Source organism: Cellulomonas sp. KU4C (assembly GCF_056868065.1).
Window position 1 is genome coordinate 2,714,097 of sequence record NZ_CP200322.1, and the last position, 17,581, is coordinate 2,731,677.

14 protein-coding genes are annotated in these 17,581 nt (G+C 77.8%); 9 read left to right on the forward strand and 5 right to left on the reverse strand.

Annotation, left to right across the window (positions count from 1 at the left end; genetic code table 11):
- The first annotated feature begins 30 nt into the window (after positions 1-30).
- The 5 genes from nirB (at position 31) to AC1VL8_RS12825 (ending at position 6,150) form a co-directional block, all read left to right on the forward strand.
- Complete coding sequence (gene nirB / locus AC1VL8_RS12805; RefSeq protein WP_483075413.1) at positions 31-2,637, forward strand: nitrite reductase large subunit NirB; 2,607 nt, start codon at positions 31-33, stop codon at positions 2,635-2,637.
- Positions 2,634-2,987 carry a nitrite reductase small subunit NirD gene (gene nirD / locus AC1VL8_RS12810; RefSeq protein WP_389228106.1) on the forward strand — a complete coding sequence of 118 codons (354 nt, stop codon included), beginning with the start codon at positions 2,634-2,636 and terminating at the stop codon, positions 2,985-2,987. The genes nirB and nirD overlap by 4 nt, the downstream gene beginning before the upstream one ends.
- Complete coding sequence (cobA, locus tag AC1VL8_RS12815) at positions 2,984-4,279, forward strand: uroporphyrinogen-III C-methyltransferase (protein ID WP_483075414.1); 1,296 nt, start codon at positions 2,984-2,986, stop codon at positions 4,277-4,279. The genes nirD and cobA overlap by 4 nt, the downstream gene beginning before the upstream one ends.
- 11 nt (positions 4,280-4,290) lie before the next feature.
- Positions 4,291-5,019 (forward strand): sirohydrochlorin chelatase, encoded by a 729-nt coding sequence (locus AC1VL8_RS12820; RefSeq protein ID WP_483075415.1) that lies wholly within the window; start codon positions 4,291-4,293, stop codon positions 5,017-5,019.
- An 84-nt stretch (positions 5,020-5,103) separates the two neighbouring features.
- Complete coding sequence (locus AC1VL8_RS12825) at positions 5,104-6,150, forward strand: App1 family protein (RefSeq protein ID WP_483075416.1); 1,047 nt, start codon at positions 5,104-5,106, stop codon at positions 6,148-6,150.
- A gap of 28 nt (positions 6,151-6,178) precedes the next feature.
- Here AC1VL8_RS12825 and AC1VL8_RS12830 read toward each other — a convergent pair whose 3' ends face one another.
- From AC1VL8_RS12830 to AC1VL8_RS12845, 4 genes are all read right to left on the reverse strand, one after another.
- Entirely contained in the window at positions 6,179-7,639 is a 1,461-nt protein-coding gene (locus tag AC1VL8_RS12830) for a phytoene desaturase family protein (RefSeq protein ID WP_483076247.1), read from the reverse strand.
- 218 nt (positions 7,640-7,857) lie between these two features.
- On the reverse strand, positions 7,858-8,109 hold the full coding sequence (locus AC1VL8_RS12835) for a CDGSH iron-sulfur domain-containing protein (RefSeq protein ID WP_483075417.1): 252 nt from the start codon (positions 8,107-8,109) through the stop codon (positions 7,858-7,860).
- Positions 8,106-9,173, reverse strand: a complete 1,068-nt coding sequence (locus AC1VL8_RS12840; RefSeq protein ID WP_389228121.1) for an iron-containing redox enzyme family protein — start codon at positions 9,171-9,173, stop codon at positions 8,106-8,108. Before AC1VL8_RS12840 ends, AC1VL8_RS12835 begins: the two co-directional genes overlap by 4 nt.
- A gap of 156 nt (positions 9,174-9,329) precedes the next feature.
- Positions 9,330-9,902: a YbaK/EbsC family protein gene (locus tag AC1VL8_RS12845; RefSeq protein ID WP_389228124.1), complete on the reverse strand. Its 573-nt coding sequence runs from the start codon at positions 9,900-9,902 to the stop codon at positions 9,330-9,332.
- 83 nt (positions 9,903-9,985) lie between these two features.
- Between AC1VL8_RS12845 and AC1VL8_RS12850 the strand changes: the two genes are divergently transcribed.
- Positions 9,986-10,447, forward strand: a complete 462-nt coding sequence (locus AC1VL8_RS12850; protein ID WP_483075418.1) for a GNAT family N-acetyltransferase — start codon at positions 9,986-9,988, stop codon at positions 10,445-10,447.
- A gap of 45 nt (positions 10,448-10,492) precedes the next feature.
- Here AC1VL8_RS12850 and AC1VL8_RS12855 read toward each other — a convergent pair whose 3' ends face one another.
- Entirely contained in the window at positions 10,493-11,029 is a 537-nt protein-coding gene (locus AC1VL8_RS12855) for a YbhB/YbcL family Raf kinase inhibitor-like protein (protein WP_483075419.1), read from the reverse strand.
- A gap of 361 nt (positions 11,030-11,390) precedes the next feature.
- Between AC1VL8_RS12855 and AC1VL8_RS12860 the strand changes: the two genes are divergently transcribed.
- Genes AC1VL8_RS12860 through AC1VL8_RS12870 form a run of 3 tightly spaced genes read left to right on the forward strand, consistent with a single transcriptional unit; the run spans position 11,391 to position 17,580 of the window.
- Positions 11,391-12,416 (forward strand): hypothetical protein, encoded by a 1,026-nt coding sequence (locus AC1VL8_RS12860; protein ID WP_483075420.1) that lies wholly within the window; start codon positions 11,391-11,393, stop codon positions 12,414-12,416.
- Entirely contained in the window at positions 12,413-14,035 is a 1,623-nt protein-coding gene (locus AC1VL8_RS12865) for a DNA polymerase Y family protein (RefSeq protein WP_483075421.1), read from the forward strand. The genes AC1VL8_RS12860 and AC1VL8_RS12865 overlap by 4 nt, the downstream gene beginning before the upstream one ends.
- Positions 14,032-17,580, forward strand: coding sequence for an error-prone DNA polymerase (locus AC1VL8_RS12870; protein ID WP_483075422.1), 3,549 nt, complete (start codon positions 14,032-14,034; stop codon positions 17,578-17,580). The genes AC1VL8_RS12865 and AC1VL8_RS12870 overlap by 4 nt, the downstream gene beginning before the upstream one ends.
- The last annotated feature ends 1 nt before the right edge of the window (position 17,581 follow it).

The following is a 17,581-nucleotide window of genomic DNA, read 5'->3' on the forward strand; positions in this document are numbered from 1 at the left end:
GCACGGCCCGAGCCGTTGAAAACTGGGCGCATGACGCAGCCCCCGCCCCCCAGCGCCCGGCCCGAGCCCGGGCGCGTCGTCGTCGTCGGCGCCGGCATGGTCGCCCACCGGTTCGTCGAGCAGCTGTGCCGCCGGGACGCCGCGGGCGCCTGGCAGGTGACCGTCGTCGGCGACGAGCCGTGGGCGCCCTACGACCGGGTGCACCTGTCGGACGTGTTCACCGGACGCGCCGACGCCGACCTCGCGCTCGACCCCGCGGTGTGGGACGACCCGCGCGTGGACCTCGTCGTGGGGGACCGGGTCGTCGCGGTCGACCTCGCCGCGCGGACCGTCCGGACCGGCTCCGGCCGGGTGCTCGGCTACGACACCCTGGTGCTGGCCACCGGCTCGCGGGCGTGGGTGCCGCGCACCGAGGGCACGGACCTGCCCGGGGTGCTGTCCTACCGGACGCTCGCGGACGTGACCGCGCTGCGGGCCTGGGTCGCGGACCGCTCGGCGGCGCTCGGCCGGCCGCTGCGCGGGGCCGTCGTCGGCGGGGGCGTGCTCGGTCTGGAGGCCGCGGCCGCGCTGCAGACGCTCGACGTGACCCCGACGGTCGTGGAGTTCGCCGACCGGCTGATGGCCGTCCAGCTCGACGCGGGCGGCGGCGAGGCGCTGCGGGTGCTCGCCGCCGAGCGCGGGATGGCGGTGCGGACCTCCGCCGCCGCGACCCGGGTGGTGGCCGCGGCCGACGGCGCCGTCGGCTCGCTCGAGCTGTCCACCGGCGACGCGCTGGCCGCGGACGTCGTCATCTACTCGACCGGCATCCGGCCGCGCGACGGGCTGGCCCGCGAGGCCGGGCTCGTCGTCGCCGAGCGCGGCGGCGTGGTGATCGGCCCGACCTGCCGCACCTCCGACCCGGCCGTCTGGGCGATCGGCGAGTGCGCGAGCCACGACGGCGAGTGCGCGGGCCTGATCGCCCCGGGCAACGCGATGGCGGACGTCGTCGTCGACCAGCTCTGCGGCGGGTCCGCGGTCTACGAGCGCGCCGCCGACGGCACCAAGCTCAAGGGCGCCGGCATCGACGCCGCGAGCTTCGGCGACGTCCTCGCGCTGACCCCGGGCGCTCTCGAGGTCACGTTCGCCGACCCCGTGGCCCGGACCTACCGCAAGCTCGTCGTGTCCGACGACGCGCGGGTGCTGCTCGGCGGGGTGTTCGTCGGGGACATCGCCCTGTACGCGTCGCTGCGCCCGATGCTGGGCCGCGCGCTCGGCGCCGACCCGTCGGCGTTCCTCGCGCCCGAGGGCGGCGCCGCGCCCGTGCAGACCGACCTGCCGGACGACGTGGTCCTGTGCTCGTGCTCCAACGTCTCGGTCGGGACGGTGCGTGCCGCCGTCTCCGAGCACGGCTGCCGCAGCGTCGGCGAGGTCAAGACCTGCACCCGCGCGGGCACCGTCTGCGGGTCGTGCGTCCCGCTGCTCACCACGGTGGTGAACCGGACGCTCGAGGCCGCGGGCTTCACCGTCTCGACCGCGATGTGCGAGCACTTCGCGATGTCCCGCGCCGAGCTGTTCGCGCTCGTGCGCGAGGGCGGGCTGCGGACGTTCTCCGAGGTCGTCGCCCGGCACGGCCGAGGGCGCGGCTGCGCGGTCTGCCGGCCCGTCGTCGCGTCGATCCTGTCCTCACTCGGCATCGGCCACGTGCTGCAGCCCGACCAGGCGCCGCTGCAGGACACCAACGACCACCTGCTCGCGAACCTGCAGAAGGACGGCACCTACTCGGTCGTGCCGCGGATGCCGGGCGGGGAGGTCACCCCCGAGCGGCTGATGGCGTTCGCCGAGGTCGCCCGCGACTTCGGGCTGTTCACCCGGGTCACCGGGGCGCAGCGCCTCGCGATGTTCGGCGCCCGCCAGGACCAGCTGCCGGAGATCTGGCGCCGGCTGGTCGACGCCGGGTTCGAGTCCGGCCAGGCGTACGGCAAGTCGCTGCGCGCCGTGAAGACCTGCGTCGGGCAGTCCTGGTGCCGGTTCGGCGTGCAGGACTCCTCGTCGATGGCCGTCCGCCTCGAGCTGCGCTACCGGGGACTGCGGTCGCCGCACAAGTTCAAGGTCGGCGTCTCCGGCTGCGCCCGCGAGTGCGCGGAGGCGCGCGGCAAGGACGTCGGCGTCATCGCGACGGAGAAGGGCTGGAACGTCTACGTCGGCGGCAACGGCGGCTTCACGCCCCGGCACGCCGACCTGCTCGCGGAGGACCTGGACGACGACGCGCTGGTCCGCGTGATCGACCGGTTCCTCGCCCTGTACATCCGCAGCGCCGACCGGCTGCAGCGCACCGCCCCGTGGGTCGCGGCGTTCCCCGGCGGCCTGGACGAGCTGCGCCGGGTCGTCGTCGACGACTCCCGCGGGATCGGCGCCGAGCTCGAGGCGGAGGTGGAGCGGCACGTCGCCGGGTACGTCGACGAGTGGCGCGCCACGCTCGACGACCCCGAGAAGCTGCGCCGGTTCACGCCCTACGTCAACGCCCCCGACGCCGGCGACCCCGACCTCGCCTACGTCGCCGAGCGCGGCCAGGCCCGCCCCGCGCGGCCCGGCGAGACCGGCGCGCCCGACCTGCGCACCGCCCGCCGTGCCGTCCCCGTCCTGGAGGTCACCCCGTGAGCACCACCGCCGCCGACACCCCCGTCCGCGTCTGCCGGCTCGACGACCTGCTCCCCGAGCGCGGCACCGGGGCCCTGCTCGGCGAGCACCGGGTGGCGCTGTTCCGGCTCGCGGACGACCGGGTGCTCGGCGTGCAGCAGCGCGACCCGTACTCCGGCGCGAACGTGCTCAGCCGCGGCATCGTCGGGGACAAGGACGGCGCGCCCGTCGTGACCTCGCCGATGTACAAGCAGGTCTGGGACCTGCGGACCGGCGCGTGCCTCGACCCGGTGGGCAAGGAACCCGTCGACCTGCGCTGCTACCCCGTGACTGTCGTCGACGGCGACGTCCTCGTGGCGGTGACCCCGTGACGCTCCTGGCCGGCCTCGAGCTGGCCGGGCGGCCCGTGCTCGTCGTCGGTGGCGGGCCCGTCGCGGCCCGGCGGGCCCGGACGGCCGTCGCCGCGGGCGCCGACGTCCGCGTGGTCGCCGTCGACGCGACGCCCGACGTGCAGGAGCTGGTGGCCGCGGGCGACGTCCGGCTGGACCGGCGCCCCGTCCGGGTGCAGGACGTCGAGGACGTGTGGTTCGTCTGGACGTGCACCGGCGACCCCGCGGTCGACGACGCGGTGCACGGCTGGGCCACGGCGCGCCGCGTGTTCTGCGTCGTCGCGGCCGACGCCGCCGCCGGCTCCGCCCGGACCCCGGCCGCGGCCCGGGTCGGCGGCATGCAGCTCGCTGTGCTGTCCGAGGGACGTCCCGACCCCCGTCGCGCCGCCGCCGTGCGCGACCGCCTCGTGCTCGCGCTGCTGGACCCGCGCACCGACACGCGCGCCCGCCGGCCCGCGACCGCCGGCCCGGACGTCCTGCACCCCGGTGAGGTCGCGCTGGTCGGCGGCGGCACCGGCGACCCCGGGCTGATGACCGTCCGCGCCCGGGTGCTGCTCGCGCAGGCCGACGTCGTGGTGGCCGACCGGCTCGGCCCCACCGCCGTGCTGGACGAGCTGCGCGACGACGTCGAGGTGATCGGCGTCGGCAAGGCGCCCGGTGTGCACCACGTCCCGCAGGACCGGATCAACGCGATCCTGGTCGAGCAGGCCCGCGCGGGCCGCCGGGTCGTCCGGCTCAAGGGCGGGGACCCGTTCCTGCTCGGACGCGGCGGCGAGGAGGTGCTCGCCTGCCGGGCCGCCGGGGTCCCGGTGCGGGTGGTCCCGGGGATCACGTCCGCCGTCGCCGCCGCGGCCGCCGCGGACATCCCGGTCACCCACCGGGGGGTCGCGTCCCGCGTGCACGTGGTGAACGGGCACGGCGGCCTCGTCGACGCCGACCTCGCCGCGCTGCACGCCCCCGAGGTCACGGTCGTCGTGCTCATGGGGCTGGCCTGGCTCGACCGGCTCGCGGAGCAGGCGCTCGCCGCCGGGGTCGACCCCGCGACACCGGCCGCGGTGGTGTCCCGGGCGACGTTCCCCGACCAGCGGGTGCTGCGCGCGCCGCTGGGGGAGCTCGCCGCCCGCGCCGCCGCCGCGGGGCTGCCGTCACCGGCGGTGGTGGTCCTCGGGGAGGTCGCCCGGGAGGGGCTGCTCGACCCGGCGCGCGATGTCGCCTGCGCCGCCGACCTCGCCGCCGACCTCGCTGCCGACGCGCTGGCCGGGGCGACGCGGTGACCGGGGGAGCGGTGGACGCGCCCGTCCTGGTCGCCTGCGCCCACGGCACCCGCAGCGCCGAGGGGCGCGCCACGGTGCGGGCGCTCGCGGACGACGTGCGGGCGCTGCGCCCGGGGCTGCGGGTCGTGGAGGCGTTCGTCGACGTGCAGGAGCCGGCCGTGGCGGACGCCGTCGCGGACGTGACCCTCGCCGGACCGGACGGCGGGCTGCGCGCGGTCGTCACCCCGCTGCTGCTGTCCACCGGGCACCACGTCCGCCACGACATCGGGGCGGCCGTCGCGGGCCGGCCCGTCCGCGCCGCCGAGCCCCTCGGCCCGGACGAGCGCCTGGTCGCCGTCCTGCTGGAGCGGCTGCGCGAGGCCGGCGCCGAGCCGGGCGACGCGGTCGTCGTCGCCGCGGCCGGGTCCACCGACCCCGCGGCCGCCGGTGCCGTCGAGCAGGTCGTCGCGGGTGTGCGCGCCGAGTGGCCCGGCCCCGTGACCGTCGGGTACGGCGCCGCCGCGAGCCCGAGCGTGCCGCAGGCCGTGGCGTCGGCGCGCGCGGCGGGGGCGACCCGCGTGGTCGTCGCCGCCTACCTGCTGGCGCCCGGGCACTTCCACGGCGCGCTGCTCGGCGCCGGTGCGGACGTGCTCACCCGGCCGCTCGGCCCGCACCCGCTGCTGGCCCGGATCGTGCTGGACCGGTACGACGCGCAGGTCGCGTCCGGGCCGGTGGCGGCGGTGGCCGTGGCGCGCGGCTGACGCCGGCTGCGGCGCGCTGCGCGGCACGGTGCCGCCCGCGGTGCCCGACGGGCGCGTCCCGGCGCGCGTACCGATACTGGGTCGATGCCGACCATCGCCGAGCTCGCCGCCCGCGCCGAGGACCGGGTCAACGCCGTCGTCGTGCGCGTGCTGACCCGCCGCGGCTACACGCCCCGGGTGGTGGCCTACCCGTCGTACGGGACCGTCTCCCGGTCCCGGGTCCGCGCGCGCGTGCTGCTGACCGCACCGGACGCGCCCACCCCCGGCAGCGTCGAGCGGCGGGGGTGGCGCAACCTGCTGTCCGCCGAGCTGCCCGACGCCGTGGTCCGCGCGCGGACCGCCCCCGGCACCGACGGCGAGGAGGTGCTCGAGGTCCGCACCGACCGCAGCGGCTACGTCGACGCGCCGGTCGAGATCGACCTCGAGCCCGGCTGGCAGACGCTCTTCCTGTCGGTCGACGGCGGTGACGCGGACGTGCCCGCCCCGGTGCAGGTCGTCGACCCCGCCGCGACGCACGGCATCGTCAGCGACATCGACGACACGGTGCTGGTCACGATGGTGCCGCGCCCGCACCAGGCGGCCTGGAACTTCCTGGTCCGGTCCGAGGCCCGCCGCAAGCCCGTGCCCGGCATGCCCGAGCTGTACGGGCGGCTGACCGCCACGTACCCGCAGGCCCCGGTGTTCTACCTGTCGACCGGCGCCTGGAACACCGCCAGCGCGCTCGGCCGGTTCCTGCACCGCGTCGGGCTGCCCCAGGGCTCGCTGCTGCTGACCGACCTCGGCCCCACCGGGACCGCGCTGCTGCGCTCCGGGCGGGAGCACAAGGCCGCGACGCTGCGCCGGCTCGCCGAGGAGCTGCCCGGGCTCCAGTGGGTGCTGGTGGGCGACGACGGCCAGCACGACCCGCAGGTCTACGAGACGTTCGCGGCCGAGCACCCCGGGCGGGTCGCGGCCATCGCCGTGCGGGAGCTGTCCGTGCAGGAGCAGGTCGCCCAGAACGGCCTGCCCGGCCCGACGCCCGCCACCCGCCGGGCGGTCGACGACCTGGACCGGTCCGCGGTCGTCACGGTGCACGCGCCCGACGGGCAGGCGCTCGCCCGGCAGCTGGCCGAGGCCGGGGTCATCTCCTGACGGAGCGGGCGCCCGACGGGGTGCCCGCTCAGACGGTCGGGTCGAGGTCGTCGGTGCGCCCGAACACCTGACGCAGCGCGCGCCGGGCCGCGTACCAGCCGGACAGGCCGTGCACGCCGGGACCGGGGGGCGCCGACGCCGAGCACAGGTACACCCCGGGCACGCCCGCGGAGAACGGGTCCAGCCGCGGCGCCGGCCGGGTCGCCATGCCCCACACCGAGATCGCGCCGCCGGAGATGTCGCCGCCGACCAGGTTCGCGTCGTGCTCGGCGAGCCGCGCGGCGGGGATCGACCGGTGGGCGACCACGGTGTCCCGGAACCCGGGGGCGAACCGCTCGACCTGCCGCAGCACCGCCTCGGTCGGGTCGACGTCGGAGCCCGCCGGGACGTGCGCGTACGCCCACACCGGCCGGCGCCCGCCCACCGCGCGCGTGCCGTCGACCACGGCCGGGTCCGACAGCAGCGTCAGCGGGTGCTCGGCGTGCCGGCCGCGCGCGACCTCGCGCTCCGCGGCCACCACCTGGTCGCGGGTGCCGCCGAGGTGCACGGTGCCCGCGCGGCGGACCTCCGGGTGGGTCCACGGGATCGGGCCGTCGACGACCAGGTCGACCTTCGCCGCGGCGTTGCCGTACCGGAAGCCCGCGTAGGCCCGCGCGAGGTGCGGCGGCATCGCGTCGTGGAACACCTGCGCGACGACACGCGGGCCGGTGTCGAACAGGTAGGCGCGCGCCGGCGGGAGGTCGGACCGGCGGGCGACCGGGTGGCCCGTCACCACACGCCCGCCGAGCCGCACGAGGTCCCCGAGGAGCGCGTCCACGATCGCCTGCGACCCGCCTCGCAGGACCGGCCAGCCCTGGCCGGTGTGCGCGAGCGTGGTCAGCAGCACCGCGGTGCCGGCGGCGGCCAGCGACGGCAGCGGCGTGATCGCGTGGCCGGCGACCCCCGTGAGCAGCGCGGCGCCCTCCGCGGTGCGCAGCGACGACGGGACCAGGGACTGGCCGTTGCGCAGCACCCCGAGGCCGAGGCGGGCGGCGGTGACCGCCGTGCGCGGGCCCGCGCCGGGCGGGACGCTCCGGTGGTCGCCCAGCACCAGGCCCACGACGTCCCGCCAGCGCTCGCCCAGCGGCCCGAACAGCCGCCGCCACGCGTCCCCGTCGGCGCCGAGACCGGCGGCGGTGCGCTCCAGGTCCCGGTAGGCGATCCCCGCGCGGCCGCCGTCGAGCGGCTGCGCGAACGACACCTCCGGGGTCAGCATCTCCAGGCGCTCGTGCAGCCGCAGCGCCCGGAAGAACGGCGACGCCCACGCCATCGGGTGCACCGCCGAGCAGATGTCGTGGCGGATGCCCGGGGCCAGGCCCAGGTCGAGGGTGCGCGCGCCGCCGCCGACCGTGCCCTGCGCCTCGAGGACCACGACCTCGAGCCCCGCGCGCGCCAGGGTCACCGCGGCGGCCAGCCCGTTCGGGCCCGCGCCCACGACCACGGCGTCCACGGGGCGGGCCTCCCGCGACGACGCCCGCGAGCCACGCGGTGCGGGGCGGGTGCGGGAGGTGCCGGGCCGGGTCGTGCGGCCGCCCGACGCGTGCCGGGCCGTCGGGTGCGCGGGCGCCCGACCGGGGTCGGGGGAGTCGGCGGCTCGAGGTGTCACCCTCCCGACCGTAGGCGTGATGCGCCGGGCCCGCACCGCCCGGCCGCCGACCGTGCCGGAGGTCACGCCGGGTGCGCGTCGGGCTCCGGCGGGCGGGGCACCTCGTCGTCCGTGCGGAAGCCGACGGCCTTGTGCGAGCCGTCGCAGAACGGCTTGATGCCCGACGCCCCGCACCGGCACAGCGCGACCGTCGACCGCCGGCGCGGCACCGCCCGACCCGCGGCGTCGCGGATCTCGACGTCCCCGCGCACGAGGATCGGCCCGTCCGGGCAGGCGGTCAGCACCACGGGCGCGTCGTGGCCGGCGCCGCTCACGCCGCACCCGCCACGGCGGTGCCCTGCGCCCCGGGACGGCGCAGCGAGGTGACGCCCGCCGACCAGCTCGACACCAGGTGCGCCCCGACGCGACCGTCGACCGCCAGGCACGCCGCCGCGCCGAGCAGCACGTCGCCGAGCAGGTCCGGCTGCTGCTCGACCAGCCCGCCCGCGAGGTCCCGCCCGGCGATCTGCTCGTGCACCGCGTCCGCCTCGACGTGCTCGTCGAAGTACCAGGTCACGTCGGCGTCGTAGCCGTGCCGCCGGAACCCGTTGCCGTACAGCCGGTTCGGCTGGGACGACGTCATCTCGAACGCCGCGAGGTGGCCGACGACGCAGCCCCGCAGCCGCCGGTGCAGGCCGAACATCATCATCATGTTCACCGAGGCCAGCGTGATCGCGGGCACGTCGTCGACGTACCGGCCGTGCGTGTCGTCCAGCCCGAGCCCGCGCATCGTGCGGGCGAACAGCGCCGCGTGCATCCGCTCGGGACGCCCGCCGCCGTACTCGTCGGCCTGGATCTCCACCAGCGCGGCCTTCGGCACGCCCGCCAGCCGCGGGACCGCCCAGGTGTGCGGGTCGGCCTCCTTGAGCTGGTAGACCGACCGCTGCACCAGGAGCTCGCGCAGCTGGTCGTCCGTGGCCTTCCGCGCGACGTACGCGGACAGGCCGGGGCCGTCGTCGCGGCTCGTCAGGTCGAACAGCGCGCGGGCGACCGCCGGACCCAGGCCCTCGACCGGGGCGCGCGCCTCCAGGTCGGCGACCAGGTCCGCCGGCACCTGCACGTCCCGGCGCAGCTGCGCCTCGAACCGCGCCTCGAGCACCGCGCGGGCCCGCAGCAGCGTCGGGTCCCACTCGAGGGCGTCGTCGACGCCGTCCAGGCCCTGGTGGTGCAGCTCGTACAGCATCGTCAGCGCGACCTGGACGTCGTCGTCGACCAGCAGGTCCGGGACGCCGTCCACCGCCTCTGCCGCCCGCTCCGGGAGCGCGGGGTCGACCGAGCCCGAGGTCAGGCTCGTCAGCACGGCGGTGCTGAACGGCCCGCGGGGGGTGGGTGCTCGCATGGTGGCCTCTCTCGCTGCCGCGGGTCGCGCGGCGGTGCGCGGCCCCGTCTGCCTGAGGCCGGGAGCGTCCGGGCGGCGGTGCGCGCCGGGGTGCTCCCGTGCGACGACGCTAACCGCGGGGCACGCGACGCGCGCGCCGAGCCGGGCGGTCGCGGCTCAGGCCAGGGCCAGGCCCCCGACCACCTCGACGCCGGGCGCGGTCGCCAGCAGCGACCCGGGCAGGGCGATCTTCGACCGGCGCAGCCCCGAGCCGATCACGACCGTGCCGCCCGCGTCCGGGTCCGCCGCGGCGACGCCGGCGTCCAGCAGCACCCGGTACCCGGACGGCAGCCCCAGCGGCGTGATCCCGCCGTACTCCATCCCGGACTCCTCGACCGCCCGGTCCACCGGCAGGAACGACGCCTTGCGCACGTCCAGCAGGCCCTTCACCGCGCCGTTCACGTCGGCACGCGTCGTCGCCCGCACGACGGCCGCAGCGACCCGCTCCTCGCCCGCGCGCCGGCCGGCGACGAGCACGCAGTTCGCCGAGACCACCAGCGGCAGGGCGTACGCCTCGGTCATCGCGGCGGTGTCCGCGAGCTCCGGGTCGATCTCCGTCACGAGCACGGCGTCGGCCACCGCCGGGTCGGCCGCGGCCCAGGCGGACACCGCCGCGGCGGTGGGCCCGGCCAGCAGGTCGAGACGGTCGACGGCACGCAGCCAGGTCAGGGATCCGAGCGTGAGCGGCATCCCCGCAGGCTACCCACCTGCGGGAGGCGGGGCGGGGCGGGGCGCCGGGCTGCGCGGGGCGGGCGCTGCGCGAGGATGGTCGGGTGACCGACGTGACACCGCCTGCCGACCCGTTCGCGGCCGACCCCTACGTGCTGGTCCCCGCTGCGCCGCCGCTGGACGCGTACCTGCGCCTGCGCGCCGGCTCCGGCCTCACGCCGAAGCGGCCCGACCAGGGAGCCGGTGCGCTGACCGGGAGCTGGTCCTGGTGCCACGTGCGCACCGCCGACGGGCAGGTCGTCGCGATGGGTCGCGTCGTCGGCGACGGCGGCTGGTACTTCCTCGTGGCGGACATGGCGACCGACCCCGCGCACCAGAGCCGCGGGCTCGGTCGCCGGGTCCTGACCCGGCTGCTCGACGACGTCCGGGCCCGGGCGCCGCAGGGGGCGTACGTCACCCTGGTCGCGGACCCGCCGGGGCGGGCGCTGTACGAGTCGCTCGGGTTCCGGGACGTCGCTCCCGGGGCGACCGGGATGGTGCTCGACCTGGCGGCGTCGGCGGGCTGAGGCCGGGGCCCGCGACCGCCGGCGTCGCCGGGTCGGGTCCGCTGGTCAGCGCTGGTAGGTCGGCGCGATCACCGCGCGGGCCAGCGTGTGGAACAGGGCGGTGAACGCCACGGCCGTCGGCGTCGCGTCGGGGGGCACGTCGAGGTGCTCCACGTCGAGCGCGTGCACCGCGAAGACGTACCGGTGCGGCCGGTCGCCGGGCGGCGGCGCGGCGCCGGCGTACCCGGTCGAGCCGCCGTCGTTGCGGACCTGGAACGCGCCCGCCGGCAGCAGGTCACCGGCCTCGGCGCCGGCCCCGCGGGGGAGGGAGGTCGTGCTCACCGGGACGTCCACGACCGTCCAGTGCCAGAACCCCGCCGGGGTCGGCGCGTCGGGGTCGAAGCAGCTCACGACGAACGAGCGCGTGCCCTCCGGGAACCCCGACCACTCCAGCGCGGGCGACAGGTCCTCGCCGTCGGCGGCGAACGTGGCGGCCAGCGGCTCGCCGTGGGTGACGTCGACGCTCGCGACGTCGAACGCGGCGACGGGCGGCAGCAGGTCGTAGGGCTCCGGGGCGACGGGACGGGTCAGCGAGACGGCCATGCAGGGTCCTCCTCGGTGCGGGCGCCGGGGGCGCGTCGGGGACACGGACGGGCGTGCCGCTCGCCATCATGCCCCCGCCCCGGAGGTGGGGCACGAGAGGTCACGACATGCGGGTCCAGGGCGGCGTCGTCCAGCGTGTCGTGACCTCTCGTCGGGCGCGGGAGCGGGGGGTGTGCGGGGGGTCGCGCGGGGGAGTCGGGCAGGAGTGTCCGGGCGGTCCTCGGAGGCGCGCCGGGCGTCGTCCCCAGGTGGGTGAACTCGGATTGACGGGTCCGGGAGTGTCAGCGTCTACTGGCACAATCGAACACGTGTTCGAAGGATGTCGACCCGGCCGCGCGACCGGAGGAGAGGGGTGGGGGCGGTGAGCCACGAGGACCGGATCGCCCGGGCGCGGGCCGCCCTGGCGTCCGCCGAGCTGCGCACCGGCGCGCGCAGCCTGGCACGGGTGACCGACACGGCCCCGGCTGCACCGGCCCCTCCGGCCCCGACCGCACCGGCGCCGACCGCACCGGCCCTTGCCGCTCCGGCGCCGACCGCCGTCGGCCTGGTCCAGGGGACCGCGGCGCTCGCCGGGGCGCAGCAGGTCCGGGACGTGCCCCGCCCGTCGACCCGCACCGCGCCGCGGCCGACCTCGCCGTCCGGGCCGGTGGCGGTCCCCGACCTGCCCGCCCCGCCCGGTCCGCCGGTCGGCGCGCCGAGCGCACCCCCGCCCGCCACCGCCCCCGTCCGGGCGTCGCGCGGGTCGGTGCTGCTCACCGACCGGCCGCCCCTCGCGGTGCCCCCGGCGCTCGCGCCGCTGCTGCCCGACGGGTTGCGGCGCGGCAGCACCACGGCGGTGCTCGGCTCGACGTCGCTCGTGCTCGCGATGATCGCCGCGGCCTGCACCGCGCGGGAGGCGTGGGCGGCCGTCGTGGGCCAGCCCAGCCTCGGGCTGCTCGCCGCCGCGCAGTCCGGGGTCGCGCTGGACCGGCTCGCCGTGGTGCCGCGGCCCGGCGTGGACACCCCCACCGTGGTCGCCGCGCTGCTCGACGGGATCGACGTCGTGGTGGTCGGCCCCGCCGCGCACCTGGCCGACTCCGACCGCCGTCGGCTGATGGCCCGCGCCCGCGACCGCGGCTCCGTGCTGCTGTCGACGGCCCCGTGGTCCGGTGCGGGCACGGTGCTCACCGTGGAGGGCGGCCGCTGGACCGGTGTCGGCGACGGGGACGGGCGCCTGCGCGCCCACGAGCTGCACGTCACCCGCACCGGTCGGGGCAGCGCCGGCCAGGCGCAGGACCTGCGCGTCGTGCTCCCGCTCGAGGTCGGCACGGACCCGTACGGCATCCCCGACCGTCCCGCGCGGCCGGTCGTCGAGGCGCCGGCGCCCGGTCTGAGGTTGGTCGGATGAGCACGCGGACCACCGTCCTGTGGGTGCCGGACTGGCCGGTCGGCGCCGCCGTGCGCGCGGCCGAGGTACCCCCGCACCTGCCCGCCGCCGTGCAGTCCGGCGCGCGGCTCGTGGCGGTCTCCGCGCTCGCCCGCGCCCAGGGCGTGCGCCGGGGGATGCGCCGCCGGCAGGCGCAGGCCGTGTGCCCCGAGCTCGTGCTGCTCCCCGCCGACGACGACCGCGACGCCCGGCTGTTCGAGCCGGTGGCTGCGGCCACCGAGACCGTCGTCGCGGGCATCGAGGTCGTGCGCCCCGGCATGCTGCTGCTGCCCGCCGGCGGCGCGGCGCGGTTCCACGGCACGGAGGAGGTGCTGGCCGAGCGGCTGGTGTCGGCGGTGGCCGAGCGCACCGGGCACGAGTGCCAGGTCGGCACCGCCGACGGGCTGCTGGCCGCGGTCCTCGCCGCGCGCACCGACGACGTCGTGGCCCCCGGGGGCTCCCGCGCGTACCTCGCCCCGCGTCCGGTCGACGACCTGGCCCCGGCCGCCGTGACCGACGAGGCCCTGCGTGCCGTCGCCGACCTGGTGGACCTGCTGCGCCGGCTCGGCCTGCGCACCCTCGGGGACCTCGCCGCGCTCGACGCCGGGGACGTGCACGCCCGGTTCGGCACGTGGGGGTCCTGGGCGTGGACCCTGGTCCGCGGGGAGGACCTGCGCCCGCCCGCGCGCCGCCGCCCGGAGACCGACCTGGAGGTCGCGACCGTCCTCGACCCGCCCGCGCAGCGCGTCGACGTCGCCACGTTCGCCGGCCGCCGCCTCGCCGAGGAGCTGCACACCCTGCTCACCGACCACTCCGTCACCTGCGCCCGGCTGCGGATCACCGCCCGCACCGACGAGGGCACCGACCTCTCCCGGACCTGGCGGACCGACCTGGGCGGGCTCGGCGGGCTGTCGGCCGCGCGCATCACCGACCGGATCCGCTGGCAGCCTCGAGGGCTGGCTGACCGCCGCGGCGGCGGAGCGGGGCGGCGGCACCGAGCCCGAGGACCACGGCGAGCCGGTCGGCCTCGTCACGCTCGCCATCACCGCGGAGGACGTCGCGCCCGCGGGCGCCGAGCAGGGCCGGCTCTGGGGCGGGCCGTCCGGCGGGGACCTGCGCGCGCACCGGGCGCTCGACCGGGTGCAGGGGCTGCTCGGCGGCGACGGCGTCCTCACGGCCGCGCTGCAGGGCGGCCGGGACGTGCGCGACCAGGTGCACCTGCAGCCCTGGGGGGCGCAGGCCGTCGCGCCGCGTCCCGTCGACCGCCCCTGGCCCGGTCACCTGCCCGCGCCCGCACCCGCGACCGTCCCGGCGCAGCCCGCCGCGGTGGAGGTGCTGGACGCCGCGGGCCGACCCGTCACCTTCGACCAGCGGCTCGCCATGAGCGGCGTCCCGGCGCGGGTGCGCACGCCCCGCACCGACCGTCGGCCCGCCGCCGACCACGACGTCGCGGGCTGGGCCGGCCCGTGGCCGCTCGCCGAGCGCTGGTGGTCGCCCGACCAGGCCCGCCTGCGCGTCCACCTGCAGGTCACGCTCGGGGACGGGCGCGCCCTGCTGCTCGCCTGCCGACCGGAGGGCTGGACCTGCGAGGCCGTCTATGACTGACACCCCCCGCTACGCGGAGCTGCACGCGCACTCGGCGTTCAGCTTCCTCGACGGCGCCAGCCAGCCCGAGGAGCTCGCCGCCGAGGCCCGCCGGCTCGGGCTCAGCGCGCTCGGGCTCACCGACCACGACGGCCTCTACGGGGTCGTGCGGTTCTCCGAGGCCGCGCGCGAGGTCGGGCTGCCCACCGTGTTCGGCGCCGAGCTGCACCTGCCCGTCCCGGGGGTCGGCGGCCCCGACGTCCTCGACCCGCCCACCGGCGTCCCCGACCCGCGGGCCCTGCACCTGCCCGTCCTCGCCCGCGGCCCCGACGGCTACCGGGCGCTGTCCCGCACCATCGCCGAGGCGCACCTGGCGACCGGCACCAAGGGCGCCGCCGAGTACCGGATGGAGTCGCTCGCCGAGCAGGCCGCCGGGCAGTGGCTGGTGCTCACCGGCTGCCGCAAGGGCCCGGTGCGCCGCGCGCTCACCGACGCCGGCCGGCAGCCCGGGGTGACGACGGCGGGCGTCGACCGGGCGCGGGTCGAGCTCGACCGGCTCGTGGCCCTGTTCGGCCGGGACAACGTCGCCGTCGAGGCCACCCACGGCGGCGGGCCGTTCGACTCCGAGACGGTCGACGCCCTCGCCTCGCTGGCCCGCGACGCCGGGCTGCCGCTCGTCGCCACCGGCAACGTGCACTACGCGACCCCGCGCGACGCCGACCTGGCGATGGCGCTCGCCGCGGTGCGCGCCCGGTCCTCGATGGAGGACCTCGACGGCTGGCTGCCAGGCGCCCCGACGGCCCACCTGGCCTCCGCGACGGAGATGCTGCACCGGCACCGCCGGCACCCGTACGCCGTGGCCAACGCCGCCGCGATCGGCGACGAGTGCGCGTTCGACCTGCACCTCGTCGCGCCGCGGCTGCCGCCGTACCCCGTCCCGGCCGGGCACACCGAGGCCACGTGGCTGCGCGAGCTCGTCCGCCGCGGCGCGCTCGACTGCTACGGGCCGCCCGACGCCGAGCGGGTCCCCGGCGCGTACGCGCAGCTCGAGCACGAGCTGCGCGTGATCGAGCAGCTCGGGTTCCCCGGGTACTTCCTCGTCGTGTACGACCTCGTGGACTTCTGCCACCGCAACGGCATCCTCGCCCAGGGCCGCGGGTCGGCCGCGAACTCCGCGGTCTGCTTCGCGCTCAAGGTCACCGCCGTCGACGCCGTCAAGCACGGCCTGCTGTTCGAGCGGTTCCTCGCCCCCGAGCGCGACGGGCCGCCCGACATCGACGTCGACATCGAGTCCGGCCGCCGCGAGGAGGTCATCCAGTACGTCTACGCCAAGCACGGCCGCACCCACGCCGCGCAGGTCGCCAACGTCATCTCCTACCGCGCGCGGTCCGCCGTGCGCGACGCCGCCCGGTCGCTCGGCTACGACGTCGGGCAGCAGGACGCCTGGAGCAAGTCGATCGAGCGCTGGGGGACGCTGCGCGGCCCGCAGCCGCAGCACCCCTGGTGGTCGGGGGAGAACCGCGGCCCCGCCCTCGGCGCCGCCGCGCCCGGTGCCGCCGCGCCGAGCCCCGCCACCTCATCGCGCACCGCCGCCGGCGCCCAGTACGCCGCACAGGGCCGCGACCCCGACGGCGTCGTCTGGGGCTGGAACCACGAGCCCGCCGCCGGCGAGCCCACCGCCGACCGGCACGACGTCGTCCCCGCGCACCGGCCGCCGCCGGCCAGCGACCTCGACGAGATCCCCGAGCAGGTCATCGACCTCGCCGACCGGTTCCTGCGCCTGCCCCGGCACCTCGGCATCCACTCCGGCGGCATGGTGATGTGCGACCGCCCGGTCATCGAGGTCTGCCCCGTCGAGTGGGCGCGCATGGAGGGCCGGACCGTCCTGCAGTGGGACAAGGACGACTGCGCCGACGCCGGGCTGGTCAAGTTCGACCTGCTGGGCCTCGGGATGCTCACCGCGCTGCGCCTCGCGTTCGACGAGGTCGAGCGGCACGGCAGCCCCCGCCCCGAGCTGCACCGCCTGCCCGACGAGGACCCGCTGGTCTACGACCTGCTGTGCGCCGCGGACACCGTCGGGGTGTTCCAGGTCGAGTCCCGCGCGCAGATGGGCACGCTGCCCCGCCTGCAGCCGCGGAACTTCTACGCGATCGTCGTCGAGGTCGCCCTCATCCGCCCCGGGCCGATCCAGGGCGGCTCGGTGCACCCGTACATCGAGCGCTACCAGGGCCGCGAGCCCGTCACCTACCTGCACCCCAAGCTCGAGAAGTCGCTGGCCCGGACCCTCGGCGTCCCGCTGTTCCAGGAGCAGCTCATGCAGATGGCGATCGACGTCGCCGACTTCACGCCCGCCGAGGCCGACCAGCTCCGTCGGGCGATGGGCTCCAAGCGCAGCATCGAGAAGATGGAGGCGCTGCGTGCCCGCCTGATGGCCGGCATGACCGGCAACGGCATCCCGGTCCCGGTCCAGGAGGAGGTCTACGAGAAGCTCAAGGCGTTCGCCGACTTCGGGTTCCCCGAGTCGCACGCGTACTCCTTCGCGTTCCTCGTCTACGCCAGCTCCTGGCTCAAGGTGCACCACCCGGCGGCCTTCTACGCCGGGCTGCTCGCCGCCCAGCCGATGGGCTTCTACTCGCCGCAGTCGCTGGTCGCCGACGCCCGGCGGCACGGCGTCGGGGTGCTGCGGCCCGACGTGCAGCGCTCCGGCGTGCAGGCGATCGTCGAGCGGGTCGCGCCCGAGCCGCCCGGTGGGGAGCCGCGCCTCGTGCCGCTGCCGTCCGGCACCGCGCCCGTCCGCCCGCCGCGGCGTGGCGCCGGTGACGTGCCGACCACCGACCAGCCGGGCGACCCCGGCCGGTCGCTCGCCGTGCGCCTCGGGCTCGCGTCGGTGCGCAACGTGGGGGAGAAGGTCGCGATGCGCGTCGTCGCCGAGCGGGACGCGCACGGCCCGTTCGCGGACCTGCGGGACCTGGTCCGCCGGGTCGAGCTCAGCACCGCGCAGCTCGAGGCGCTGGCGACCGGCGGCGCGCTCGAGCCGCTCGGCGTGACCCGCCGCGAGGCGCTGTGGGCCGCGGGCGCCCTCGCCCAGGAGGGACCCGACACGCTGCCGGGCGTCTCCGTCGGCGTCCAGGCGCCCACCCTGCCCGGCATGAGCACCCTGGAGCTGGCCGTCGCCGACGTGTGGGCCACCGGCATCACCGTCGACTCCTACCCGACGCAGCACGTGCGCGAGGGCCTGGACGCCTCCGGGGTGCTGCGCGTCGAGCAGGCGTTCCGGCACGAGGCGGGCCGCCGGGTCGCGGTCGCCGGGGTCGTCACCCACCGGCAGCGCCCCGGGACCGCGGGCGGTGTGACGTTCCTGTCGCTGGAGGACGAGACCGGGCTGCTCAACATCGTGTGCAGCACCGGGCTCTGGCAGCGGTTCCGCAAGGTCGCGCGCACCTCCCGGGCCCTGGTGGTCCGTGGGCGTCTCGAGCGCGCCGACGGCGCGACCAACCTCATCGCCGAGCACCTGACCCCGCTGTCGCTCAGCGTCGCCACCACGTCCCGGGACTTCCAGTGAG